At 68.3% G+C, this 22347-nt stretch carries 22 protein-coding genes; 12 read left to right on the top strand and 10 right to left on the bottom strand.

All coding sequences use genetic code 11. The annotated features are described in order from the left end of the window. Position 1 precedes the first annotated feature (1 nt). The gene (locus L0C60_RS10085) at positions 2 to 1396 is read left to right on the top strand and encodes a leucyl aminopeptidase (RefSeq protein ID WP_234506726.1); all 1395 of its coding nucleotides are present in this window, start codon (positions 2 to 4) and stop codon (positions 1394 to 1396) included. Between the two features lie 42 nt (positions 1397 to 1438). Here L0C60_RS10085 and L0C60_RS10080 read toward each other — a convergent pair whose 3' ends face one another. Next, entirely contained in the window at positions 1439 to 1882 is a 444-nt protein-coding gene (locus L0C60_RS10080; protein ID WP_039454967.1) for a Fur family transcriptional regulator, read from the bottom strand. A 197-nt stretch (positions 1883 to 2079) separates the two neighbouring features. Between L0C60_RS10080 and L0C60_RS10075 the strand changes: the two genes are divergently transcribed. Beyond that, on the top strand, positions 2080 to 2343 hold the full coding sequence (locus L0C60_RS10075; RefSeq protein WP_234506723.1) for a septum formation initiator family protein: 264 nt from the start codon (positions 2080 to 2082) through the stop codon (positions 2341 to 2343). Beyond that, a complete protein-coding gene (locus L0C60_RS10070) occupies positions 2340 to 2597 on the top strand; it encodes a hypothetical protein (protein ID WP_234506721.1) in 258 nt (85 codons plus the stop codon). The genes L0C60_RS10075 and L0C60_RS10070 overlap by 4 nt, the downstream gene beginning before the upstream one ends. Here L0C60_RS10070 and L0C60_RS10065 read toward each other — a convergent pair. Then, positions 2594 to 3451 (bottom strand): LysR family transcriptional regulator, encoded by an 858-nt coding sequence (locus L0C60_RS10065; protein WP_234506718.1) that lies wholly within the window; start codon positions 3449 to 3451, stop codon positions 2594 to 2596. The two genes, L0C60_RS10070 and L0C60_RS10065, sit on opposite strands and share 4 nt — an antisense overlap. A 114-nt stretch (positions 3452 to 3565) precedes the next feature. Between L0C60_RS10065 and aceE the strand changes: the two genes are divergently transcribed. From aceE to L0C60_RS10040, 5 genes are read left to right on the top strand one after another with little or no spacing between them, the layout of a single operon-like run. Continuing rightward, positions 3566 to 6283: a pyruvate dehydrogenase (acetyl-transferring), homodimeric type gene (gene aceE / locus L0C60_RS10060; protein WP_418952988.1), complete on the top strand. Its 2718-nt coding sequence runs from the start codon at positions 3566 to 3568 to the stop codon at positions 6281 to 6283. A gap of 10 nt (positions 6284 to 6293) precedes the next feature. Then, positions 6294 to 7544: a 2-oxo acid dehydrogenase subunit E2 gene (locus L0C60_RS10055; RefSeq protein ID WP_234506713.1), complete on the top strand. Its 1251-nt coding sequence runs from the start codon at positions 6294 to 6296 to the stop codon at positions 7542 to 7544. A 25-nt stretch (positions 7545 to 7569) separates the two neighbouring features. Further along, the gene (gene hemC / locus L0C60_RS10050) at positions 7570 to 8481 is read left to right on the top strand and encodes a hydroxymethylbilane synthase (RefSeq protein ID WP_234506710.1); all 912 of its coding nucleotides are present in this window, start codon (positions 7570 to 7572) and stop codon (positions 8479 to 8481) included. A 25-nt stretch (positions 8482 to 8506) separates the two neighbouring features. Continuing rightward, positions 8507 to 8902 (top strand): manganese-dependent transcriptional regulator PerR, encoded by a 396-nt coding sequence (gene perR / locus L0C60_RS10045; RefSeq protein ID WP_234506707.1) that lies wholly within the window; start codon positions 8507 to 8509, stop codon positions 8900 to 8902. Continuing rightward, positions 8903 to 10141 carry a bifunctional folylpolyglutamate synthase/dihydrofolate synthase gene (locus L0C60_RS10040; RefSeq protein ID WP_234506704.1) on the top strand — a complete coding sequence of 413 codons (1239 nt, stop codon included), beginning with the start codon at positions 8903 to 8905 and terminating at the stop codon, positions 10139 to 10141. It abuts the gene before it with no gap. Position 10142: 1 nt separating this feature from the next. Here the strand turns inward: L0C60_RS10040 and L0C60_RS10035 are convergent, their stop codons facing one another. Genes L0C60_RS10035 through L0C60_RS10025 form a run of 3 tightly spaced genes read right to left on the bottom strand, consistent with a single transcriptional unit; the run spans position 10143 to position 12818 of the window. Further along, a complete protein-coding gene (locus tag L0C60_RS10035; protein WP_234506702.1) occupies positions 10143 to 11270 on the bottom strand; it encodes an aminotransferase class I/II-fold pyridoxal phosphate-dependent enzyme in 1128 nt (375 codons plus the stop codon). Beyond that, positions 11263 to 11757 (bottom strand): MogA/MoaB family molybdenum cofactor biosynthesis protein, encoded by a 495-nt coding sequence (locus L0C60_RS10030; RefSeq protein WP_234506698.1) that lies wholly within the window; start codon positions 11755 to 11757, stop codon positions 11263 to 11265. The genes L0C60_RS10035 and L0C60_RS10030 overlap by 8 nt, the downstream gene beginning before the upstream one ends. 11 nt (positions 11758 to 11768) lie before the next feature. Continuing rightward, positions 11769 to 12818 (bottom strand): M28 family metallopeptidase, encoded by a 1050-nt coding sequence (locus tag L0C60_RS10025; RefSeq protein WP_267962686.1) that lies wholly within the window; start codon positions 12816 to 12818, stop codon positions 11769 to 11771. 9 nt (positions 12819 to 12827) lie between these two features. On the opposite strand from L0C60_RS10025, the gene L0C60_RS10020 reads away from it, so the two are divergent. Beyond that, positions 12828 to 13403 carry a GNAT family N-acetyltransferase gene (locus L0C60_RS10020; protein WP_234506691.1) on the top strand — a complete coding sequence of 192 codons (576 nt, stop codon included), beginning with the start codon at positions 12828 to 12830 and terminating at the stop codon, positions 13401 to 13403. Next, positions 13390 to 14568: an SLC13 family permease gene (locus L0C60_RS10015; RefSeq protein WP_234506688.1), complete on the top strand. Its 1179-nt coding sequence runs from the start codon at positions 13390 to 13392 to the stop codon at positions 14566 to 14568. Before L0C60_RS10020 ends, L0C60_RS10015 begins: the two co-directional genes overlap by 14 nt. Here L0C60_RS10015 and L0C60_RS10010 read toward each other — a convergent pair. From L0C60_RS10010 to L0C60_RS09990, 5 genes are read right to left on the bottom strand one after another with little or no spacing between them, the layout of a single operon-like run. Beyond that, positions 14560 to 15864, bottom strand: coding sequence for an amidase (locus tag L0C60_RS10010; RefSeq protein WP_234506684.1), 1305 nt, complete (start codon positions 15862 to 15864; stop codon positions 14560 to 14562). The genes L0C60_RS10015 and L0C60_RS10010 overlap by 9 nt on opposite strands. After that, a complete protein-coding gene (gene thiI / locus L0C60_RS10005; RefSeq protein ID WP_234506681.1) occupies positions 15845 to 17077 on the bottom strand; it encodes a tRNA uracil 4-sulfurtransferase ThiI in 1233 nt (410 codons plus the stop codon). Before thiI ends, L0C60_RS10010 begins: the two co-directional genes overlap by 20 nt. Beyond that, positions 17074 to 17490: an NUDIX hydrolase gene (locus tag L0C60_RS10000; protein ID WP_326491131.1), complete on the bottom strand. Its 417-nt coding sequence runs from the start codon at positions 17488 to 17490 to the stop codon at positions 17074 to 17076. The genes thiI and L0C60_RS10000 overlap by 4 nt, the downstream gene beginning before the upstream one ends. 21 nt (positions 17491 to 17511) lie before the next feature. Further along, complete coding sequence (locus L0C60_RS09995; RefSeq protein ID WP_234506675.1) at positions 17512 to 19551, bottom strand: molybdopterin oxidoreductase family protein; 2040 nt, start codon at positions 19549 to 19551, stop codon at positions 17512 to 17514. Positions 19552 to 19555: 4 nt separating this feature from the next. Further along, a complete protein-coding gene (locus tag L0C60_RS09990; protein ID WP_234506670.1) occupies positions 19556 to 21097 on the bottom strand; it encodes a polyhydroxybutyrate depolymerase in 1542 nt (513 codons plus the stop codon). Between the two features lie 99 nt (positions 21098 to 21196). Between L0C60_RS09990 and L0C60_RS09985 the strand changes: the two genes are divergently transcribed. Both L0C60_RS09985 and L0C60_RS09980 read left to right on the top strand, forming a co-directional pair. Beyond that, positions 21197 to 21823 (top strand): ribonuclease HII, encoded by a 627-nt coding sequence (locus tag L0C60_RS09985; RefSeq protein ID WP_234506667.1) that lies wholly within the window; start codon positions 21197 to 21199, stop codon positions 21821 to 21823. 14 nt (positions 21824 to 21837) lie between these two features. Next, entirely contained in the window at positions 21838 to 22299 is a 462-nt protein-coding gene (locus L0C60_RS09980; protein WP_243092717.1) for a DUF4384 domain-containing protein, read from the top strand. Positions 22300 to 22347 lie beyond the last annotated feature (48 nt).

The raw sequence follows: 22347 nt of genomic DNA, 5'->3' as shown, positions 1-22347 counted from the left end.
CGTGATCACCCTAAGCGCTAGCCAGGCAAGCTTTCTGGAAGCGGAAGCCCCTTTGAAGGTGGTCTTCGTGCAAAAAGGAGCCCTCCTCCCCCAGGGGGAGGCCCTGGACGCCCGTTTGGGCGGGCTTTTGCGCCGGGCCTGGGAGGGGGCGGGGCTAAAGGAGGCGGGGGACCACCTCCTCCTCGCCACGCCGGAAGGGCATGTCCTCCTTTTCGCCCTGGGCGAAGACCTCCGGGCGGCTGGGGGCCGGCTTGCCCAGGCCCTCGGGCGGTACTCCTTCCCCCGGGTCCTCGTGGAGGAGGTGGCGGAGGCCTACCCCTTGGCGGAAGGGCTCTACCTCGGGGCCTACCGCTACACCCGCCACAAGACGGAGAAGGCGGAAAAGCCCTTGGCCCTGGAGCTTTCCGGCGCCGAGCCCCAGGCGCTGGAGCGGGCGAGGAAGGTGGCGGAGGGGGTCTACTTCGCCCGCGACCTGGTGAACGAGCCCCCAAACCTCCTCACCCCCGAGGCCTTAGCGGAGGCGGCCCTTTCCCTGAAAGCGCTCGGGGTAGAGGTGGAGGTCCTGGACGAAGGGGCCATCCGGGAGCTGGGCATGGGGGCTTTCCTGGCGGTGGCCCAAGGCTCGGAGAACCCGCCCCGCTTCATCCACCTCCGCTACCGCCCGGAAGGGGCTAAGGGGAGGCTGGACCTGGTGGGTAAGGGCCTCACCTTTGACTCCGGGGGCTACTCGCTAAAGCCCACGGAGAGTATGGCCACCATGAAGTCGGACATGGCGGGGGCGGCGGCGGTGCTCGGGGCCTTTAAGGCTGCGGCCCTCCTCGGCCTTCCCCTGGAGCTATGGGGCTACGTGGCCGCCTGCGAGAACCTGGTCTCGGGACGGGCCTATCGGGTGGGGGACGTGCTCAAGACCCTTTCCGGCAAGACCGTGGAGGTGATGAACACCGACGCCGAAGGCCGCCTCACCCTGGCGGACGCCCTCGCCTATGCGGAGCGGCAGGGGGCCGAGCGCATCCTGGAGCTTTCCACCCTCACGGGGGCGGCGGTGGTGGCCTTGGGGGAGGAGGTGGCGGCCCTTTTCGCCACGGAGGGGGAGTTTGGGGAGAAGGTGCGGAAGGCGGCGGAGGAGGCCGGGGAGAAGGTCTGGCCCATGCCCTTGGAGAAGGCCTACCGGGAGAAGCTCAAAAGCCCCGTGGCCGATCTGAAAAACGTGGGAGACCGAAACGGCGGGGCCATCACCGCCGCCCTCTTCCTGGCGGAGTTCGTGAAGGTGCCCTTGGTCCACCTGGACATCGCCGGGCCCGCCTTCGCCAAGAAGGCCCACGCCCTGGGGCCGGAAGGGGGGACGGGCTTCGGGGTGCGGACCATCCTGCGCCTGGCGGAAACCCTGGCCCAGTAAGAAAGGGCCCGGGGGACTCCCCGGGCCCTCCATCCGCCTCCCTTAGCCCTGGCAGTTCGGGCACTTGCCCCTGAACTCCAAGCGGAAGCCCTCCAGGGCCCAGCCCGTGCGCTCGGCGGCCGCTTTGAGGGCGGGCTCGAGGTCCAGCTCGGGCAGGTTCTTCAGGAGGAGGTCCTCCACCTTGCCGCAGGAGGTGCAGACCAGGTGCGCGTGGGGCTCGTTGTAGCCGTCGTACCGGGTGTAGCCCTTAGGGTCCTTGAACTCGTAGATGAGGCCGTGTTCCCGCAGGACATGGAGGTTTAGGTAGACGGTGGAAAGGCCGATATCGTAGCCCCGCTTCTTCAGGCCCTGGTAGAGCTCCTCCGGGGTGGGGTGTACGTTCTTGCGGTCCAGGAAGCTCAGGATGCGCTCCCGGGGCAAGGTGTGCCGCAGCCCCACCGCCTTTAGCCGCGCCCGGTAGTTTTCCTTTTCCTTGGTCCTTGGCATGGCTCCTCCTTCCTTTCAATTCCAGTATACACAGGCCATGTGCAAATGCAACACTTGAGCCCTGTTAAACAAGTACAATATCTGTTTTTCGCCACCGAGGGCGTCTTCTGGAGGGACTTTTGCCAAGATTCTCCTTTTATTTTTGGAGAAGCCTTGTCCACACCGCAAGGGCCTCTCCGGGGTATAATGGGGCCACCTTGGAGCGGCCCGTTTACCGCATCCTGCACCTGGTCTTCGCCCTGGGGGTGGCCCATGCCCTTTTTCTTTTGGGGCAGGAGGGGGTGCGGGCCTACCGCTTGGCGGGGGAAAGGGCTAGGCTAGAGGAGGCCATCGCCCGGGCCGAGGCCCGGGTGGCCGAGCTCAGGGCCCAGGTTGCCGCAGCCCAGGACCCCGCCCACCTCGAGGCCCTGGCCCGCAGGCTCGGCTTGGTGCGTCAGGAGGAGACGCTAAAGAGGCGATGAGGGAAGACCCAGCCCACCTGCTCTTGGAGGACGAGGCCCTGACCGATGGCCTCACGGACGAGGAGGCGGAGACCCTCCTCTCTTGGCTTCTGGACCTAGCCCACGAGGCGAGCCCAGCGCAGTTGGCCCACCTCAGACGGCTTGGGCACGAGATCACCCGCCTTTCCCGGGACTACGGCGTCCCCGTGGAGGAGCTCATCGGCCTGGTGGAGCTGAGCTGGGGGGAAGGCGAACCCCCTGGCCTCCAGGCCTAAAGGACCAGGGCTTTGAGGAGTTCCCGCACCTCCTCGAGGCGGGGTGGGGGAGGGTTTTTGCGGTAGATGAGGGAAACCTGCAAAGCCGCCTCCTCCGCCAGGGGTTTGAGCACCGTCCCCGGGTGGGGGAAGACGCGGTAAGGGGCCAGGGTGAGGTAGACCCCTACCCCAGCCGCCACCAGGCTCACCGCCTGGGGGAAGCGGGCCACCTCCCGGGCCACCCTGGGGGTAAACCCCGCCCGGCGGAACACCTCCATGAAGGCTTCGTGCAGGGGGGGCAAAACCTCTTTAGGAAGGAGCAGGAAGGGCTCCTCCTTCAAGGCGGCCAGGGGCACCCGTTCCCTTTCCGCCAAGGGATGGCTTTCCGGGAGGAGGACCACGATGGGCACCTTCAAGAGGGGCTCCTCCCCGATGGCTGGGTCCTCCACCCGGAGCCCAGCCAGGCCGTAGTCCAGCCTTCCCTCCTTCAGGGCCTTCACCTGCTCGGGGGTGTGCATCTCCAGGACCTCCACCGCCTGGCCGAGCCCCCGGCGCAGGTGGTCTAGAAGGGGCATGAGGTCGGGAAGGAGGTTTTCCGGCACCCCGAAGCGGAGGGTCTGCCAGCCTGCCCGGCGTACCCTTTCCTTTAGCGCCTCCACCGACTGGAGAAGGCGGCTTCCTTCCTCCTTGAGCACCTCTCCGGCTGGGGTGAGGCGGAAGGGCCTCCTTTCCAGGAGCCGCACCCCGAGCTCCCTTTCCAGGGCCTGGATCTGCTGGGAAAGGGCGGGCTGGGAGAGGTAGGCCCGCTCCGCCGCCTTGTGGAAGTTCCCCTCTTCCGCCAACAAGAGGAATAGCCTGAGGCGGCGCAGGTTCATGATAAGAAAAGTTTATCACCTTGCCCTGTGCCTTCCTATTGGACAAGCGGTCCCCTTTGCCCCAGACTGGGGGATGAGTCGGTGTAGTGTAGTTTGCCGCCAAAGGGGGGAAGCATGACGGAACGCGCGCTAAAGGAAGCCTGGATGGCCCTATCCCCGGAGGAGCGGGCCCGCTTCCTGGAGGTGGAGAACCGGGAGTGGGTGGAGTCCTTGGAGTACGTCCTCCGGGTGGAGGGGTTTGAGCGGGTGGAGGAGCTTTTCCGCCTCTTGGACGAGTACCTTTACCTCCAGGGGTACTTCCCGCAAAACCGCCTTTCCACCCCCTACCTCAACACCATCCCCAAGGAGAAGGAGCCCCCTTACCCGGGGGATCTGGAGTTGGAAAGGCGCATCGCCAACATCCTCCGCTGGAACGCCGCCATGATGGTCGTGCGGGCCAACCAGAAGGCGGACGGCATCGGGGGGCACATCTCCACCTACGCCTCCCTCGCCGAGCTCTTAGAGGTGGGCTTCAACCACTTCTTCCGGGGGCCGGAGGCGGGGCTGGACCGGGACCTGGTCTTCTTCCAGGGGCACGCCTCCCCCGGGGTTTACGCCCGGGCCTTCTTGGAGGGGCGGCTTAGCGAGGCCGACCTGGAGAACTTCCGGCGGGAGGTCCACCCCCCTGTGCCCGGGGGACGGGGGCTTTCCAGCTACCCCCACCCCTGGCTCATGCCGGACTTCTGGGAATTCCCCACGGTTTCCATGGGTCTAGGGCCCATCCAGGCCATCTACCAGGCCCGCTTCATGCGCTACCTAGAAGACCGGGGCCTAAAGCCCAAAAGCTCCGCCAAGGTCTGGGCCTTCCTGGGGGATGGGGAGCACGACGAGCCCGAGACCGTGGGGGCCCTGCACCTGGCGGCCCGGGAGAACCTGGACAACCTGGTCTTCGTGGTGAACTGCAACCTCCAGCGCCTGGACGGGCCCGTGCGGGGCAACTCCAAGATCATCCAGGAGCTGGAAAGGCTTTACCGGGGGGCGGGTTGGCGGGTGATCAAGATCGTCTGGGGCTCCGCCTGGGACGAGCTCATCGCCAAGGACAAGGAGGGCCACCTCCTCCGCCGCTTTGAGGCCTTGGTGGACGGGGAAAGCCAGCGCTACGCCGCCTTTGGTGGCAAGGAGCTCCGGGAGCGTTTCTTCAACACCCCCGAGCTTAAGCGGCTCATTGAGGGGATGACGGACGAGGAGCTCACCGAGCTCACCCGTAGCCGCGGCGGGCACGATCTGAAGAAGATCTACGCCGCCTACAAGATGGCGGTGGAGCACAAGGGGAGCCCCGTGGTCATCCTGGCCCGCACCATCAAGGGCTACGGCATGGGGCCCACGGCCATGGCCAAGAACGTGGCCCACCAGGTGAAGAAGCTCACGGAGGAGGACCTTAGAGAGGCCAGGGCTTTCCTCGGCATCCCCATTCCCGAGGAGAAGCTTAAGGACCTCCCCTACTACCACCCCGGGGAGGACTCCCCCGAGGTGCGCTACCTGAAGGAGAGGCGGAAGGCCCTGGGCGGCTTCCTTCCCGAAAGGCGGGTGCGCTTTAAGGGGGGCCTCGAGGTGCCGGGGGAGGACTTCTTCCGGGAGTTCTACGAGGGCTCGGGGGGGCGGGAGATCTCCACCACCATGGCCTTCGTGCGCATCCTGGCCAAGCTCCTCCGCCACCCCACCATCGGCAAGCTCATCGTGCCCATCGTCCCCGACGAGGCCCGCACCTTTGGCATGGAGGCCCTGATCGCCCAGGTGGGCGTCTACTCCCCCCAGGGGCAGCTTTACATCCCCGTGGACGCCGGTACCCTCACGGCCTACAAGGAGAGCAAGGAGGGCCAGATCCTGGAGGAGGGGATTACCGAGGCCGGGGCCATGGCGGACTTCATCGCCGCCGGCACCGCCTACGCCCACTGGGGCATCCCCACCATCCCCTTCCTCATCACCTACTCCATGTTCGGCCTGCAACGCATCGGGGACCTGGTTTGGGCCGCCGCCGACCAGCGCACGCGGGGCTTCCTCCTCGGGGCCACCGCCGGGCGCACCACGCTTCTCGGGGAGGGCCTGCAACACCAGGACGGCCAAAGCCACATCTACGCCCTGGCCGCCCCCAACCTCCTGGCCTATGACCCCGCCTTCGCCTACGAGTTCGCCGTGATCCTCGAGGACGGCCTGAAGCGCATGTACGGGAAGGGGGAGGACGTCTTCTACTACATCACCATAGAGAACGAGAACTACGTCCACCCCCCCATGCCCGAGCCCCGGGAGCGGGTGAAGGAGGGCATCCTCAAGGGCCTTTACCTTTTCCGGGAAGGGGAGGGGAAGGGGCCCAGGGTGCAGCTATGGGGCGCAGGGCCCATCCTGCCCGAGGCCATCCGGGCCCAGGAGCTCCTCGCCCAGTACGGCGTGGTGGCGGACGTCTGGAGCGCCACCAGCTACAAGGCCCTTTACTACGACGCCATAGAGGCGGAAAGGGAAAGGCGGCTTCTCGGCAAGGCGCGGAAGCCCTACGTGAAGGAGGTCCTCGAGGGGCACGAGGGCCCGGTGGTGGCGGCCACGGACTACCTGAAGGCCCTGCCCAACCTGGTGCGGGACTACGTGGACCGCCCCTTCTGCGCCCTGGGGACCGACGGCTTTGGCCGCTCGGACACCCGGGAGGCCCTCCGGGACTTCTTTGAGGTGGACGCCCGGCACATCGCCTACGCCGCCTTGGCCCTCCTCCAGGAGGAGGGAAAGGTGGGGGCCGAGGTCTTGGAAAGAGCGCAGGCGGAGCTAGGCCTTAAGCTAGAGGAAGTGCCGCCCCACAGGCGCTAGGAGGCCAGGCATGGAACTCAAGCTTCCCGAACTGGGCGATAACGTGAGCGCGGCCACGGTGGTGGGGGTCCTGGTCAAGGAGGGCGACCGGGTAGCCCCCGGCCAGCCGGTCTTGGAGCTGGAAACGGACAAGGCGGTGATGGAGGTGCCCGCGGAGGCGGGCGGGGTGGTAAGGCGGGTTTTGGTCAAGGTGGGGGACGAGGTGCGTCCGGGCCAGCCCTTCTTGGAGTTGGCCGAGGAGGCCGCGGCGGAGGCGCCCCCCAAGGAACCCGTGGAGGCGCCCGCTCCCCCCAAGCTAGGGCCCCAAGCCCCTAAGGCCCCTTCCCCCGGGGCGCCCAGGCCCGAGCCGCAGGAGCGCCGCCTCATCCCCGCCGCCCCTTCCGTAAGGCGGCTTGCCCGGGAGCTCGGGGTGGACCTCCTGGGGGTGCGGGGCACGGGCCTTGCCGGGCGCATCACGGAGGAGGACGTGCGCCGGGCGGCGGGGCTTGGGGAAGCGCCCGAGGAAGCTCCGAAGATGGGCCTTCCGGCCCCCAGGCTCCCCGACTTCGCCAAGTGGGGTCCGGTGCGCACCGAGCCCATGAGCGGGGTGCGCAAGGCCACCCTAAGGGCCATGGCCCAGGCCTGGGCCCAGGTGCCCATGGTCACCCACTTTGACGAGGCGGACATCACCGAGCTGGAGGCCCTGCGCAAGCGCTACGCCAAGAAGGCGGAGGAAAGGGGTTTCCGCCTCACCCTCACCGCCTTCCTCCTCAAGGCCTTGGCCCTGACCCTCAAGGCTTTCCCCAAGTTCAACGCCTCCATAGATGCGGAAAAGGCCGAGGTCATCTACAAGGACTACGTCCACATCGGCGTGGCCGTGGACACGCCCCACGGCCTCCTGGTCCCGGTGATCCGCAACGTGGACCAGAAGGGGGTCTTGCGCCTGGCGGCGGAGCTTCAGGAGGTTTCCGAAAGGGCCAGGGAGCGGAAGCTCACCCCCGAGGAGATGCAAGGGGGTACCTTTAGCCTCTCCAACCTGGGGGGGATTGGCGGGGTGGGCTTCACCCCCATCGTCAACTGGCCCGAGGTGGCCATCCTCGGGGTTTCCCGCTCCCAGATGAAGCCCGTCTGGGATGGGGAACGGGAGGCCTTCGTGCCGAGGCTCGTCATGCCCTTTAGCCTTACCTACGACCACCGCCTCATTGACGGGGCGGAGGCCGCCCGGTTCTGCCGCCATTTGGCGGGGCTACTGGAAGACCCCTTGGGCCTCGCCCTGGAATGAGGGTCCTCGTGTAGTATGGGAAAGTATGCGCGTCATCGTGGTGGGAACCCGGGGCAGCGCCCTCGCCCTGGCCCAGACCCGGTGGGTGGTGGAGCGCCTCAAGGAGAGCTGGCCTGAGGCGGAGTTTAAGGTGAAGACGGTGAAGACCCGGGGGGACCAGGGGGCGGACCCCAAGGAGCAGGCCATCTTCGTCAAGGAGCTCCAGGAGGCCCTCCTTGCCCGGGAGATTGACATCGCCGTGCACTCCCTCAAGGACCTGCCCACGGAAGAGCCCCCGGGGCTCAAGATCGCCGCCATTCCCCGGCGGCAGGACCCCAGGGACGTCTTCTTGGGGAGGGCGTACAAGCGCCTCGAGGACCTGCCCCAAGGGGCGGTGGTGGGCACGAGCTCCGTGCGCCGCAAGGCGCAGCTTCTCGCCCACCGGCCGGATTTGGTGGTCAAGGAGCTCAGGGGGAACGTGGACACCCGCTTGGCTGCTTTGGGTAACGGGGAGTACGACGGCATCATCCTGGCGGCGGCGGGGCTTTTGCGCCTGGACCTAAGGAACCGCATTGACCAGTTTTTGGAGCCCGAGGTGATGCTCCCCGCCCCGGGCCAAGGGGCCTTGGCCCTGGAGGTGCGGCAGGGGGATGACCTGGCGGAGGAGCTCTGCTACGCCCTCCACCACCACCCTTCCCACGACCGGGTGCGGGCGGAGAGGGCCTTCCTCAAGGGGCTTGGGGCGGGTTGCCTGGCCCCCGTGGGGGCCTTGGCCCAGGTGGCGGAGGACGGCACCTTGGTGTTGGAAGGGGGGCTCTTCTCCCCCGACGGCAAGAGCTTCATCCGGGCGGAGATTGAGGGGGACGCCTCCGAGGCGGAGGAGCTTGGCCTGGAGCTGGCCCAGGACGTCCTGGAGCAGGGGGGGCGGGAGATCCTCGCCCAAACCCGAGCGGTTTAGGGGAGTTTAGGGTATAGTGGGGCTGATGGCGCTGAAGCGTCTGACCCGCCAGCGCAAGGCCATCCTGGAGGTGGTGCGGCAGGCCCACCACCACCCGGACGCCGCCTGGATCTACCAGGAGGTGCGCAAGGTGGTGCCCAAGGTGAGCCTGGGCACCGTCTACCGCACCCTCGAGGCCCTGGTGGCGGAGGGGTATCTCGTCCCCATCACCAAGGCGGGGGAGGCCACCCGGTACGACGCCAACCTCCACCCCCACCTGCACCTGGTCTGCGAGGCCTGCGGGGCCATCGTGGACCTGGAGGTGGCGCTTCCCGATCTGGTGGGCCTGGCCCGAGAGGCCCACCCCGGGGTGGAGGTGCGGGCGGCCGAGGTGACCTTCAGGGGGCTTTGCCCCACCTGCAAGGCGGCCCCCAGGGGCTAGATGGACCCTTTGGCCTGGCTCTACGCCCGCCAGGGGGTGGTGACCCTGGGCCTGGAGCGCATCCGGGCCCTTCTTGCCCGCTTGGGCGACCCCCAGGAGGCCTACCCCGTGGCCCTGGTGGGGGGGACGAACGGGAAGGGCACCGTAGCCCGGGCCCTGGCCGCCATCCTGGAGGAGGCGGGGCTTAGGGTGGGGCTTTACACGAGCCCCCACCTGGTGGACTTCCGGGAGCGCATCGCCCTCATGGGGAAGCCCATTTCCGAAGCCCGCCTCCACGCCCTCTTGGAGGAGGTCCGCCCCCACGCCGAGGCGGTGGGGGCGAGCTTCTTTGAGGCCACCACCGCCCTGGCCCTCCGCTACTTCGCCCAGGAGGGGGTGGAGTTGGCGGTCCTGGAGGTGGGCCTTGGGGGGCGTCTGGACGCCACCAACGCCGCCGAGCCCATTCTTTCCATCGTCACCAACATCGGCCACGACCACCTGGAGGTCCTGGGGCCCACCTTAAGGGACGTGGCCCGGGAGAAGGCGGGGATCTTCCGCCAAGGGGTCCCCGCCCTCACCGCCGCCCGGGGGGAGGGCTTGGAGGAGCTAAGGGCCAGGGCCCAAGCCCTCGGCACCCCCCTTTGGGTCCTGGGGGAGGACTTCCACGTGGAGGAGGTGGCCCCCACCCCGATGGGCCTCGCCTTCACCCTGGCCCTGAAAGGGGAGAGGCGGCGCTTCCAAGCCTCCCTCCTCGGCCCCCACCAGGCGGAGAACCTGGCCTTGGCGGCGGTGGGGGGAAGGCTTTTGGGGGCGGGGTGGGAGGCCGTGGAGAGGGGCCTTGCCCGCACGGAGAACCCGGGCCGTCTGGAAAGGCTTAGCCTGGGGGGAAAGGAGCTCCTCCTGGACGGGGCCCACAACCCCGAGGGCGCCTTGGCCCTGCGGGAGGCCCTCCGCTTCCACGGGCTTCTCCCCGCTGCCTTCGTCCTCGCCTTCACCAAGGGCAAGGCGCACGCCCCCATGGCGGAGGCCCTCCTCGGCCTCGGCCCCGTGGTCCTCACCCGCTACGCCTCCCCCCGGTGCGAGGACCCCAGGGCCCTCCTTCCCCTTTTCCCCGGGGCGGAGGTGGAGGAGGACCCCTTAAGGGCCCTGGAACGGGCGCTTGCCCTGGAGCCCCGCGCGGTGGTGGCGGGAAGCCTCTACCTGGTGGGGGAGGTGAAGCGGCGCCTTTTGGGGCTTCTCCCCGAGGAGCGCTGGCAGTAGGCTAGAGGGCTTCCCGGATGGTCCGGGCTGCCCGGAGGAGGTCTTCTAGAGGGCGCACCAGGGCGATGCGCAGGAAGCCCCTTCCCCCAGGCCCAAAGCCCCGGCCCGGGGCCAGGGCCACCCCCCTTTCCACGAGGCGGAGGGCGAAGTCCAGGTCGTCCACCCCCTCAGGTAGCTTGCCCCAAAGGTACATGGTGGCCCGGGGGGGCAGGAGCTCCAGGGCCCCCTCCAGGGCCCTTGCCATCCCCAGGGCCCTTTCCCGGTAGACCTGGGCGTAGCCCCGGGTGGCCTCCCTCGGGGTTTGGAGGGCCGCTATGCCCAGGCGCAGGATGCCGGCGTACTGGTTGAAGTCTATGACCCCTTTCACCCGCTCTAGCCGCTCTATGGCTTCCGCGTTTCCCAGGGCGAAGCCCAGGCGGAAGCCCGCCAGGTTGTAGCTCTTGGAGAGGGAGAAGAGCTCCACCACCCGCTCCTTGGCCCCGGGGAGGGCCAGGGGGGAAGGGGCCTCCCCCTCGTAGACCTGGTCCACGTAGGGGTTGTCGTGGAGGAACCAAAGCCCGTACCGCTTGGCCAGGGCCAGGGCTTTCTCAAAGTACCCCCAGTCCGCCACCGCCCCCGTGGGGTTGTTGGGGTAGTTGAGGAGGAGGACCTTGGCCTCCTTTAGGACGGGTTCCGGCACCCGCTTTAGCTCGGCGAGGCCCCCTGGCCCTAGGGGGATGAGGTGGGTCCGCAGGGAGGCCACCCGGGCGGCGCCGAAGTAGCTCGGGTAGGCCACCTCGGGGAGGAGGAGGAGGTCGCCCGGCTCCGTGAGGGCGAGGAGGAGGTGGGCGAGGCCCTCTTGGCTCCCGATGAGGGCCAGGGCCTCCCGCCTGGGGTCTAGGGCGACCCCGTAGCGTCCTTGGTACCAGGTGGTGGCGGCCTCGAGGAAGGGCAGGGTGCAGCTCTTTAGGCAGTAGCCGTAGGTTCTGGGGTCCAAGAGGGCTTCCTGGAGGGCCTTTAGGGGGGCCTCCGGGGGAAGGAGGTCCGTGGAGCCGATGGAGAGGTCTATGAGCTCCACCCCCCTTTCCCGGGCCCTCCGCTTGGCCTCGTCCACCACCAGGAAGACGGAGGGCTCCGGCACCCTACTCATGGTGTCCCTCCCGCCAGACCTTGCCCGTGACCAGGCTCAGGGCGTGGGGCAACACGGGAAGCACCGCCTCCAGGGACTCCCGCGCCCCCTTGGGGCTTCCCGGGAGGTTCAGGATGAGGGTCCGCCCCCGCACCCCCGCTACCCCCCGGGAGAGGGCGGCCATGGGGGTTTTCTCCAGGCCTTTGAGGCGCATGAGCTCGGGAAGCCCCGGGACCTCCCGCTCCAAGACCTCCCGGGTGGCCTCGGGGGTGCGGTCCCGGGGGCTCAAGCCCGTGCCCCCGTTGGTGAGGATGAGGTCCATCCCTTCCCGGTCGGCCCAAAGCCGGAGGACCTTCTTGATCATGGGAGGCTCGTCGGGCACCACCTCGTAGGCCACCACCTCGTAGGGCCCCCCCTTCAGGGCTTCCCGCAGGGCCAGGTGGGTGGTGTCCTCCCGCTCGCCGCGGAAGCCCTTGTCGGATACCGTGAGGATGCCCACGCGGAACATTTGCCCTCAGTTTACGCGAGGACCTTTGCCAAAAGGGTTTTGGCGTAGTACAGGGTTTGGGCCAGCGCTTCCTCGTCCAGCCGGGCGAAGGTGTCCGTGGGCCAGTGCCAGTTAGGGGGAACGCCCCCTTCCAAGCGGATAAGGGTGAGGGTGGGAAAGCCCCTTTGCGCCAGGGGCAGGGCGTCAAAGTAGGCCAGGCGGTAACGGAGGGGCCTGGCCCCAGGGGTCCTGCGGGCAGCCTCCAAAAGGGGCCCGCGGTAAGGGGTGTAGCGGAGCATCCCTTCCCCCTCAGCATAGAAAAGCTCCCCCCGGCCCACGTTGTCCAGGTTGAGGACGAGGGCCCCTGGGGGCAGGTGGCGGGCGAGGGCCTTGGCCCCCAGCGCCCCCACCTCCTCGCACCCCGTGAGGGCGAGGCCGAGGCGCCAGCCTTTGGGGGGCTTGGTTTCCAGGAAAAGGGCCGTGGCCACCGCCACCCCGCTGGCGTTGTCGTTCCCCCCTTCCACGTAGGGCGCCCCGGCCTCCCGGTGGAGGAGGAGGGCTGCTTGAAGGAGGAAGTAAAGGCCCAGGGGCCACTTCAAGGGGGTGAAGGCCAAAAAGGGGCTTAGGAAGGCGAGGAGGGCGTTTGCGAGGAAGTTTTGCCGGAAGCCCCTTACCCGCTTGGGGTGGTAGAGGAAAAAGGTCTTGGCGGTGTCCACGTGGGCCATGAGGACGAGCGCCCTTTCCCCTTCCCCCTTCCAGGCCAGGAGGTTTTGCGAGGGGTGGCGGTCCAGGAGGAAGCCCCAGGGCCTATGCCCCTGGAAGTAGAGGAAGAAGGCCAGGGCCCCGAGGAGGGGGAAGAGGAAGGAAAGGGGGCTTAGGGCGAGGAGGAGGCTGATGCCGATGAGCTCGGGGCCGTAGCTTCGTACCCCCAGGAAGGGTAGGACCTCCACCGCCACCCCCCGCGCCTGCAAAAACTCTTTCAGGCGGCGGAAGGCCTCGGCCTCTCCTTCCGTGGCGCTTCCCCGGTGGGGGAGGTGGAGGAGGGCGAGGACCGCTTTTAGGGTCTCCACCTTCCCCAGCATAATGGGTCCATGTGGACTTTCCCCGAGCGCCTGGCCGGGCGGTACGTGCGCCTCGAGCCCCTAAGCCTCGCCCACCTTCCCGGCTTCCTCGCCCAGTACGACCCCGAGGTCTACCGCTTCCTAAGCCGCATTCCCTTAGGCCCCACGGAGGAGGCCCTAAGGGCCCACCTGGAGGCCCTCCTTTCCGAGCCCGGCCGGGTGAACTGGGCGGTCTACCTGGGGGAGGCCCTGGCGGGGCGCATCTCCGTCATTGCCCCGGAGCCGGAGAACCGCAAGCTGGAGCTCGGCACCATGATCTTCAAGCCCTTCTGGGGAAGCCCCGCCAACAAGGAGGCCAAGTACCTCCTCCTCCGCCACGCCTTTGAGGTGCTCCAGGCGGAGCGGGTCCAGTTCAAGGTGAACCTGCAAAACGAGCGGAGCCAGAGGGCCCTGGAGTCCTTGGGGGCGGTGCGGGAAGGGGTGTTGCGGCGAAACCGCAGGCTTCCCGACGGGACCTTCCGCGACGACGTCATCTATAGCATCCTGCGGGAGGAGTGGCCAAAGGTGAAGGCCCGCCTCGAGGCCCGCCTCTATGGAGGCCCTTAGCGCCCTCGTCCTCCTCCTGGCCTACCTGGGCCTTGCCCTGGGGGGGCTTCCCGGCTTCCGCATGAACCGGGCGGGGGTGGCCCTGGTGGGGGCGAGCGTGTTGGTCCTTTTGGGGGTCTTGGACCTGGAGGAGGCCTGGCACGCCCTGGACGCGGAAACCCTCGTCTTCCTCTTCGGCGTCATGGTCCTCAACGCCCAGCTCTCCTACGCCGGCTTCTTCGGCCTGGCGGCGGAGGCGCTTTTGCGCTTCGCCCGGACCCCCTTCGCCCTCCTCGCCCTCCTCACCCTGGGGGCCGGGGGGCTTTCCGCCCTCTTCCTCAACGACACCATGGCCCTCCTCCTCACCCCCTTGGTGGCGCGCGTGGCCCAGGGGCTTGGCCTAAACCCCGTGCCCTACCTCCTCGCCCTCATGGGGGCGGTGAACACGGGAAGCCTCATGACCCCCACGGGCAACCCCCAGAACATCCTGGTGGCGAGCCTTTCGGGCCTGGGCTACCTGGACTTTGTCCGATCCCTTTGGCTTCCCGCCCTTCTCGGGCTTCTCCTTCAGGTCCTCCTCCTCGCCCTCCTCTACCCGGAGGTGCGCTCCCTTAGGCCCCTCCCGCCCCTTCCCCCTTTGCGCTACCGCCTGCACCCGGGCCTCCTAAGGAAAGGCCTTGCCGTGGCCTTAGGCCTCCTCTTGGCCTTCCTCCTCGGCTACCCCATGGCCCAGGGGGCCCTGGTGGCGGCGGGGCTTCTCCTCTTTACCCGGAGGCTCCGCTCCGAGCGCTTCTTCCACCGGGTGGACTGGGAGCTCCTCGTGCTCTTCGGCGGGCTTTTCGTCCTCACGGAAGGGGTGAAGCGCCTGGGCCTCGCCGAGGCCCTCCTCCCCTTGGCCGCCACCCCCTTGGGCCTCCTCCTGGCCGCCGTGGTCCTTTCCCTCCTCATCTCCAACGTGCCCGCCGTCCTCCTCCTCGCCCCCTTGGTGCAGGACCCCAAGGACTGGCTCCTCCTCGCCGGGGGGAGCACCCTGGCGGGCAACCTCACCCTCCTCGCCAGCGTGGCCAACCTCATCGTGGCCGAGGGGGCGGGGAAGGAGGGGGTGCGGGTGGGCTTCGGCGAGCACCTGCGCCTGGGCCTGCCCCTCACCCTCTTAAGCCTCGCCCTCCTTTACGCTCTACTTTAGGCGTTCCTCCAGCCAGCCCCCGATGGCGAGCACCCTGCCGTCCTCGGCGTAGGGGCCCACCACCTGGAGGCCCACGGGCATCCCCTCCACCCGGGCGAAGGGGAGGGCCAGGGTGGGCACCCCGAGGAGGCTAAAGGGCAGGGTGAGGGTGATGAAGGCCTCCCGGTGGCCCTTGCGGCCCGACTCCAGCTCCACCTCCTCCGTGCCCAAGGGGGGGGCGGGGAGGGGTTGGGCGGGGAGGAGGAGGGCGTCCACGCCCCTCAGGGCCTTCATGAGCTCGAGGCGCAAGGACTCCCGCTCGGCCACGGCGTCCCGGTAGTCCTTTTCCGTGAGGGCAAGCCCTTGGAGGAGGGCTTCCCGAACCTGGGGGGAGAAGCCCTCGGGGTTTTCCTTTAGGGCCTTCTCGTGGATGCGGGCGGCCTCGTAGCGCACCAGGCGGGTGTAGACCTCGTAGACCCCCCTAAGGGGCAAGGAGACCTCCTTGACCTCCGCCCGCAGGGTGGGGAGGTCCTCCAGAAGGCGCAGGAAGGCCCTCCTTACCCCCTGGCCTAGCCTCCCCTCCAGGAAGTCCAGGGGGACGCCGAAGGTGGGGTTCTGGGGGGCCTCGAGGGGGATGCTCTCCCCCGCCAGGATCTCCGTGAGGAAGTGGGCGTCCCGCACCGTTTTGGCCAGGGGCCCGGCGTGGTCCGTGGAGCGGGAGAGGGGCAAGGCCCCTTCCAAGGAGATGCGGCCGTAGGAGGGCTTGAAGCCCACCACCCCGTTGAAGGCGGCGGGGATGCGGATGGAACCCCCGGTGTCTGTGCCCAAGGAGGCGAGGCCGATGCCTAAGGCCACGGCCACGGCGCTCCCGCCGCTAGACCCCCCGGCCTGGCGGGTGGGGTCTATGGCGTTGCGCACGGGGCCCGTCCAGGGGTTTTCCCCCGTGATGCCCAGGGCGATCTCGTGCATGTTGGTCTTGGCGAAGAGGAGGGCCCCCGCCTCTCTTAGCCGCCGCACCGCCTGGGCCTCTTCGGGAAGGGGCGGGAGGGGGGCTTGGGTCCCGGCTCGGGTGGGCATGCCCTTCACGGGGAAGAGGTCTTTCACCGTGAGGGGGAGGCCGTGGAGGGGGCCTCGAGGCCGCCCCCGACGAAGCTCTTCCGTGAGGGCCTCCGCCTCCTTGCGGGCGGCCTCCTCGTCCAGATAGGCCAAGGTGTTCCGGTCGGCGAAGGCCCTGGCCCTTTCCAGGGCCTCTTCCAAAAGGGCCAAGGGGGTGGTTTTACCCTGCTCCAGAAGGGCTTTAGCCTCGAGGAGGTCCATGCTCCATTATAAAAGCCTTCTCCCCTTGCCCTCCCAGGGGCTTCCGCCCCGGCCAGGCGTAGGCGACCACCTCCCTTTCCTTGAGGGCCAGGGCGATGAGCTCCTCCGTGGGTAGGCGCTTTTCCGCCTCCAAGACCACCTCCAGCTTCGCCCGGGTCACGGGGTGCTTGGGGGCGAAGAGGGTGCAGCACTCCTCGTCGGGGAGGATGGAGATGGGGTAGGTGCCGATGCGCTTGGCCTCGGCCATGATCTCCTGCTTATCGGAGCCGATGAGGGGGCGGAAGACGGGGAGGGTGGCTGCCTGGTTCACCGCATAGAGGTTCTTCAGGGTCTGCGAGGCCACCTGGCCCAGGCTGTCCCCCGTGCAAAGGGCCAAGGCCCCCTCCTCCTTGGCAATGGCCTCGGCGATGCGGAGCATGTAGCGGCGGTAGAGGACCACCCGGTAGGGGGTGGGGGCCTCCACGATGATGTGCCGCTGCACCTCGCTAAAGGGGACGAGGTGGAGGCGGATACGGTGCTGGAAGCGGGCGAGGCGCTCGGCCAGGGCCATGGCCTTCTCCCGGCTTGCCCCGGAGAGGAGGGGGAAGGGGTGGAAGTGGACGAGGACCACCTCCGCCCCTCGGCGCATGAGGCGGTAGGCGGCCACGGGGGAGTCTATGCCCCCCGAAAGGAGGGCCACCACCTTCCCGGAAACCCCCGGGGGAAGCCCCCCAGGCCCCGGGTAGCGGGCCACCTCCAGGAGGGCCGCCCCGGGGAGGATGCGCACCACGAACTCCCTTTCCGCCCCCTTGAGCCTTACCTGGGCCCCCGTCCTCTCCTTCACGAAGGCCCCAAGGCGCCTTTCTATCTCGGGGGAGGTGAGGGGGAAGGCCTTGTCCGAGCGCTTGGCGGTGATGCGGAAGCTGGCAAAACGCGCTTCCGCCAAGACCCCTTCCAAGGCGGCCTCGAGGGCCTCGAGGTCCGGGGGCGTGCGCAGGACCCGGGCGAAGCTTTCCACCCCCAGGGTGTCCTGGAGCCGGGACTGGGCCTCGGGCCAGGCCGTGGCCTCCAGGCGGAAGAGGAGGGCCATGGCCCAGTCCGCCTCCAAGGTGGCCCCAAGCCCCTTTAGGGCCTCCCGCACGTGGGCCTTGGCCCTCTTCAGAAAAAGGGGGCGGTTCTGCCCCTTGAGGGCGAGCTCGTGGAAAAGGTTGACCAGGACCAGGGTTTCCGTCATGGGCAAAGGCCTTTCACTGCCAGGTAAAGCCGGCTGCACAAGGAGCCCCGCCGGGCCGCATCTTTAAGGTCCTCGGGGCGTCCATAGCGGAAGGCGGCGTAGTAGGTCTTGCCGGGCTTGGGCTCGGGAAGCCTCGGGGGGGCGAGGAGCCTCCCCTCAAAGACCCATAGCTCCAGGGTGTAGCGGGGCCTTTCCTCCACGCCGAAGGCGAGGGGGCTGGCCTCGGCGAGGGCGGTGCCGAGCTTCTCCCGGGCCACGCGAAAGGCGGCCTCCTCCAGGGTTTCTTCCCCTTCCAGGCTCACGGCGGGAAGCCCCCAGGCCCCCCCGAACTCGGGGTCCTCCGGAGGCCGCAGGACCATAAGAAGCCCCTCCTCCCCCCAGGCGGCCAGGGCCACGGAGCGCTTCTTGGGCACCCCCGCGCGCACCTTCCCAATCTAGCAGGATTGTGGCCCAGGCGCAAATCCGGCGAGGCGCAGGGGCTCCACCTCCACGGGGGTGCTGTGGAAGGTGCTCCCACCCCCCAGGTCCGTGAGCCTTTCCGAGGTGAGGTGGTTCACCCCCTTGCCGTCGGGGGCCCACTTCTCCCACCAGGTGCCCTCGAGGACCACCACCCCGGGCCTGGGGGCCTCGCTCACCCGGGCCTTCCGGGTGATGCGGCCCCAAGGGGAGTGGATGTGCACCAGCATCCCGTCCTGTATCCCCCGGGCCTCGGCGTCCAAGGGGTGGATGAGGAGCCTAGGCTCCCCTCCTTCCGCCGCCACCAGGGCCTCCACGTTCCCGTAGGTGGTGTTGAGGAAGCGGTGGGCGGGCGGGGTGAGGAGGATCAAGGGGTATTCGGGGAGGGGCTCCGTGGGGAGGACCAAAGGAGGGGGGCTAAAGCGCACGGGGCCCTTGGCGAAGGGGAGGAAGGGCTTGGGAAGGTTGAGCTTCACGAAGCCCTCCTCTTTGAGCCTCTCCAGGGTGATGCCCTCCAGGAAGGGGTGGTCCGTGGCGAGGAGGCTTCGGGCCACCTCCTCGGCCCCCCAGTGGAGGGTGGGCTCTTTTAGGCCGAGCCGCTTGGCCAGTTCCCGGAAGACCCAGGTGTTGGGCCTCGCCTCCCCCTCAGGCTCGGCCAAGGGCTCGTTCCAAGAGAGGTAGTAGTGGCCGTAGCTCGTGTAGAGGTCCGGGTGCTCGTGGAAAAAGGTGGCGGGGAGGAGGAGGTCGGCGTAATGGGCGGTTTCCGTCATCACCTGCTCCAGGACCACGGTGAAGAGGTCCTCCCGCCCAAGGCCCTCCTTGACCTTCCCCGTGTTCGGGGCCACCACCAGGGGGTTGCTGTTGAAGACGAAGAGGATCCGGATGGGCGGGTGGAGCTCGGTGAGGGCGGTGCCGAGCTCGTTCATGTTGATGGCCCGGGCCCTGGGGTTGGGGCGGAAGTAGCCCTCGTGGGGAAGGTGCTCCGTGAGGAGGTGCCGCCCCCCGAGGTAGCGCCGGTTGAGGAAAAAGGCCCCGCTCGTGGAGAGCATGGCCCCGCACCCCGGGTAGCGCCAGGCCCCGAGGAGGGCGGGGAGAAGGATCACCGCCCTAAGGGCGTTCCCGCCCCCCGGGTGGCGGGTCATGCCGTAGCCCACCCGCAGGAAGACCCGCTTGGCCTCGCCCAGCTCCCGGGCCAGGCGAAGGATGGCCTCCTCGGGGATGCCGGTGAGGGCGCTCGCCCGGCTTGGGGGCCAGGCCTCCGCCGCTTCCCGGAACGCCTCCACCCCCGTGGCCGCCTCCTCCAGGTAGGCCCAGTCCACCAGGCCCTCCCGGAAGAGGACGTGGGCCAGGGCGTAGGCCAGGGCGGCGTCCGTCCCCGGGCGGATCTTTAAGTGCTCGTGGGCGAAGCGGGAGGTGGGGTTGGCGTAGGGGTCAATGTGCACCACCTTGGCCCCCCGGGCCTTGGCCTCCTTGAGGAAGGGGGTGAGGTGGCTGTTGGTGGAAAGGCTATTGATGCCCCAGAGGAGGATGTAGCGGGCGTTTTCGGGGATCTCCTCGGGGTCGGGGGCGAGGCGGGGGCCGTAGGTCATCTCCCAGGCGGCGCTTCCCGCCGTGGCGCAGATGGTTTCCAAGAGCTCCGAGGCCCCGATGGCCCGGAAGAAGGCCAGGGGGTGCTGGTTTTCCACAAGCCCCATGGTGCCGGCGTAGTGGTAGGGCAGGATGGCCTCGCCCCCGTGGGCGTCCAGGACGGCCTTGAGCCTTTCTGCGATTTCGTCCAGGGCCTCTTCCCAGGTAATGCGGGCGAAGCGGCCCTCCCCTTTGCGGCCCACCCGGCGCATGGGGTAAAGAAGCCTTTCCTTCACCCTTTCCGGGTAGCGGTAGGTCTTGGCGCAGGCAAAGCCCTGGGTGATGGGGTGGCGGGGGTCCCCCTCCACCCGCACCAGGCGGCCTCCCTCCAGGGTAAGGAGGAGGCTGCAGGCGTCCGGGCAGTCCAGGGGGCAGGTGGCGCGGGCCTTCATGCCCCTATAGTAGACCAAGGGCCTCGAGGGGGCCGCACCTTTCCTCATAAAAGTCGGGAAGGAGCCCCACGGGAGTGTCCAGCTTCAAGAGATAGCCCTCCCGGTAAAGGGGCCAACGGGGCCAACCCCCGGGCTCCCCTTCCCGGGCAAAGCTCGTCCAGTAGCGGCGCATCCGCTTCCCCAGCCATTCCGCCTTTTCCCAGGCCTCCGCCCCTAGGAAGAGGGGGAGGAAGGGGGGTACGTGCAGGTTGCCGAAAAGGGGCGCAAGCTCCAGGCCGTGGAAGCTTCCAAGCCCCTCAAGCCCATCCGGCCGGAAAGTGAAGAGATAGGCGTAGGTAGGGGCGTGGGGGCTTTGCAGGCGGGCCGCCTGCAGGGAAGGGCAGAGGAGGGTGAGGTCGGTCTGGAGCTCTCCCCAGGCGGTTTGGGGGCTTGGGTGGCGTTTCCGGTAGAGGGCGAGGAGGGCCTCCGCTTGCTCCGGGGCAAGCCCTGATTCCCCAAGCCTCCGCTTGATCTCCTCCCAGTCCCGAGGGCCCAGGAGCCCCTGCAAGGCGGGAAAGGTAACCTCCTCCGCGTTAGCCCCGGCGATCAGGGGAATGCCCCGGGCCCTTCCTTGGCGGAGGGCTTCCCTGGGGTCTTGGGGCAGGAGGGGGGAGAGGTGGGGCTTGAAGGGCCCAGTGCGGAAGACGGAGGGCCGGGAGAGGAAGCGGCCCATGGCCTCGAGGGTGGCCTCCCGGGGGAGGAGGCGTTCCAGGGGAAGGCTTCGCAAGCAGGCGAGGTCCTTGGGATCGCACCCCCAGGCTTTGGCCCAAGCCTCGCCCAAGGGGAAGTCCTCCTCCAGGGTCCTTACGTAGTTGCAGCCGCCCGACTGGACGATAGCCCGGTGGAAAAGCCCTTGGGCTTCGGGGGTGGCGAGGAGGGTGCAGACCATCATCCCCCCGGCGGACTCCCCGAAAAGGGTGATGTTTTGCGGATTACCCCCGAAGTGGCGGGCGTAGCGCTGAACGAAGCGCAGGGCCTCGAGGACGTCCAAAAGCCCAAAGTTGCCCACGGCCCTGGGGTCTTCCTCCGCCAGGGCGGGAAGGGCTAAAAAGCCCAAGGGTCCCAGGCGGTAGTTGGGGGCCACCACTATAACCCCTTCCTGGGCCAGGCGGTGTCCCCGGTAGATGGGCTCGGCCCCCGCTCCCGAGGTGAAGGCACCCCCGTGGAGGTAGACCATGATGGGAAACCCCTCGGGCGGGGGGAGTTCCAGGGGAAGGTAGATGTTGACCACCAGGCAGTCCTCCCGTTGGGGCGGGATGGGCCCGCCAAACCATTCCGTGATCCCTGGGGTCTGAGGACAGGCCACCTCCTCCTGACCCACGCCTTTAGGCCAGGCTTGGATGGGCTTGGGAGCCCTAAACCGCTCAGCCTCGGCGTAGGGTAGCCCGTAAAAGGCGATGGCCCCGCCCTCTACCCGCCCGTGGGCCTTGCCCAAAGGGGTGGTGACGGTGAAGCTTTGCGCCAGGGCCCATCCCAAGAGCGCCAGCAAGCCCAGTTTCTTTGGCATATTACAATCTTATACTCGGTGCACGTTCCTAAGGCAAGACCCCGGGCGGCGGCCCTTTTCCCTGCGCGGCTCTTGGGGTAGCCTCTCCGAGGGGTAGCCGTGGAGCCTATAGAAGCCTTCTTTTGGCGAAAGGGTTTGCGGGTGGCTGGTCTGGATGAGGTGGGCCGGGGGGCGTGGGCGGGGCCCATCGTGGTGGGGGCGGTGATCCTGCTCCCTGGGCGTTACCCTTTCCGCGACTCCAAGCTCCTCACCCCAAGGGCCCGGGCCCGCCTGGCGGAGGAGGTGCGGCGGGTGGCCTTGGCCTGGGCCTTGGGGGTGGCGGAGGTGGGGGAGGTGGACCGGCTTGGGGTCCTAAAGGCCACCCTTTTGGCGGCGGAGCGGGCGCTTAAGGCGCTTTCCCTACCCCCCGAGGCCCTGGTCACGGACTACCTCCCCCTCGCCACCTCCCTTCCCCTCCTTGCCCCCCCCAAGGCGGACCAGAAAAGCCCCTCCGTGGCGGCGGCCAGCATCCTGGCCAAGGTGCACCGGGACGCCCTCATGGAGGAGCTGGACCGGCTTTACCCCGGCTACGGCTTCGCCCGGCACAAGGGCTACGGCACGGAGGAGCACCAAAGGGCGCTTCTCGCCTTGGGGCCTTCCCCCATCCATAGGCGGCGCTTCGCCCCCGTGGCCCAGGCTTCCTTAAGGTTTCCTGAAGGCGAGGACGAAGGGGAAGGCGTAGGCTAAAGGGAGGAGGTGGCATGCGCCTTTTGGCCCTGGTGTTGGCGGGCCTCCTTTCGGGGTGTGCGGTGACCCTGGAGGGCCTCACCCTTTCCTACCGCTTGGACTTCACCCCGGCCATCCTGCGCTTTGAGCCGGACCGGGGGGTGGGGGCTACCTATTTCGTGGGGGAGGAGGTGCGGTTTTTTCTCACCTTAGCCTCCCCTGGCTGGGTGAGCCTGGTGGTGGTGGAGCCGGATGGGTACGCATATACCCTGGACCAGTTTTACTTACCTCGCGGTACCCACGCCCTGCCCCCACGGGCTTACCGCTATGTGGCAGCGCCTCCCCGAGGCCTTCACCGGGTACGGGCGGTTTACACGGAGGGTTATCCGGGCTCGCTGCACCTGGAGGGGCTTTACACCGATTGGGATGCCCGCTGGAGGGTATACCTGGAGGCTTCCGGGGTCGGCCGGCACCAGGTGGCGGAAACCTATTTTTAACCCAAGTTGCTACCTATCCCCTGGATCTGAAAAAATAGTGGCCGCTAT

The organism is Thermus hydrothermalis, assembly GCF_022760925.1.
Lineage (GTDB): Bacteria > Deinococcota > Deinococci > Deinococcales > Thermaceae > Thermus > Thermus hydrothermalis.
Note: the sequence above shows the minus strand (reverse complement) of the source record. Positions and strands in the feature narration are given on the sequence as shown.

Coding starts and splice junctions, on each gene's coding strand:
- L0C60_RS10080 (WP_039454967.1), bottom strand. CDS start 1,882: ATGCCAAGGACCAAGGAAAAGGAAAACTACCGGGCGCGGCTAAAGGCG.
- L0C60_RS10070 (WP_234506721.1), top strand. CDS start 2,340: ATGAGGGAAGACCCAGCCCACCTGCTCTTGGAGGACGAGGCCCTGACC.
- L0C60_RS10065 (WP_234506718.1), bottom strand. CDS start 3,451: ATGAACCTGCGCCGCCTCAGGCTATTCCTCTTGTTGGCGGAAGAGGGG.
- aceE (WP_418952988.1), top strand. CDS start 3,566: ATGACGGAACGCGCGCTAAAGGAAGCCTGGATGGCCCTATCCCCGGAG.
- L0C60_RS10055 (WP_234506713.1), top strand. CDS start 6,294: ATGGAACTCAAGCTTCCCGAACTGGGCGATAACGTGAGCGCGGCCACG.
- hemC (WP_234506710.1), top strand. CDS start 7,570: ATGCGCGTCATCGTGGTGGGAACCCGGGGCAGCGCCCTCGCCCTGGCC.
- perR (WP_234506707.1), top strand. CDS start 8,507: ATGGCGCTGAAGCGTCTGACCCGCCAGCGCAAGGCCATCCTGGAGGTG.
- L0C60_RS10040 (WP_234506704.1), top strand. CDS start 8,903: ATGGACCCTTTGGCCTGGCTCTACGCCCGCCAGGGGGTGGTGACCCTG.
- L0C60_RS10035 (WP_234506702.1), bottom strand. CDS start 11,270: ATGAGTAGGGTGCCGGAGCCCTCCGTCTTCCTGGTGGTGGACGAGGCC.
- L0C60_RS10030 (WP_234506698.1), bottom strand. CDS start 11,757: ATGTTCCGCGTGGGCATCCTCACGGTATCCGACAAGGGCTTCCGCGGC.
- L0C60_RS10025 (WP_267962686.1), bottom strand. CDS start 12,818: ATGCTGGGGAAGGTGGAGACCCTAAAAGCGGTCCTCGCCCTCCTCCAC.
- L0C60_RS10020 (WP_234506691.1), top strand. CDS start 12,828: ATGTGGACTTTCCCCGAGCGCCTGGCCGGGCGGTACGTGCGCCTCGAG.
- L0C60_RS10015 (WP_234506688.1), top strand. CDS start 13,390: ATGGAGGCCCTTAGCGCCCTCGTCCTCCTCCTGGCCTACCTGGGCCTT.
- L0C60_RS10010 (WP_234506684.1), bottom strand. CDS start 15,864: ATGGACCTCCTCGAGGCTAAAGCCCTTCTGGAGCAGGGTAAAACCACC.
- thiI (WP_234506681.1), bottom strand. CDS start 17,077: ATGACGGAAACCCTGGTCCTGGTCAACCTTTTCCACGAGCTCGCCCTC.
- L0C60_RS09995 (WP_234506675.1), bottom strand. CDS start 19,551: ATGAAGGCCCGCGCCACCTGCCCCCTGGACTGCCCGGACGCCTGCAGC.
- L0C60_RS09990 (WP_234506670.1), bottom strand. CDS start 21,097: ATGCCAAAGAAACTGGGCTTGCTGGCGCTCTTGGGATGGGCCCTGGCG.
- L0C60_RS09980 (WP_243092717.1), top strand. CDS start 21,838: ATGCGCCTTTTGGCCCTGGTGTTGGCGGGCCTCCTTTCGGGGTGTGCG.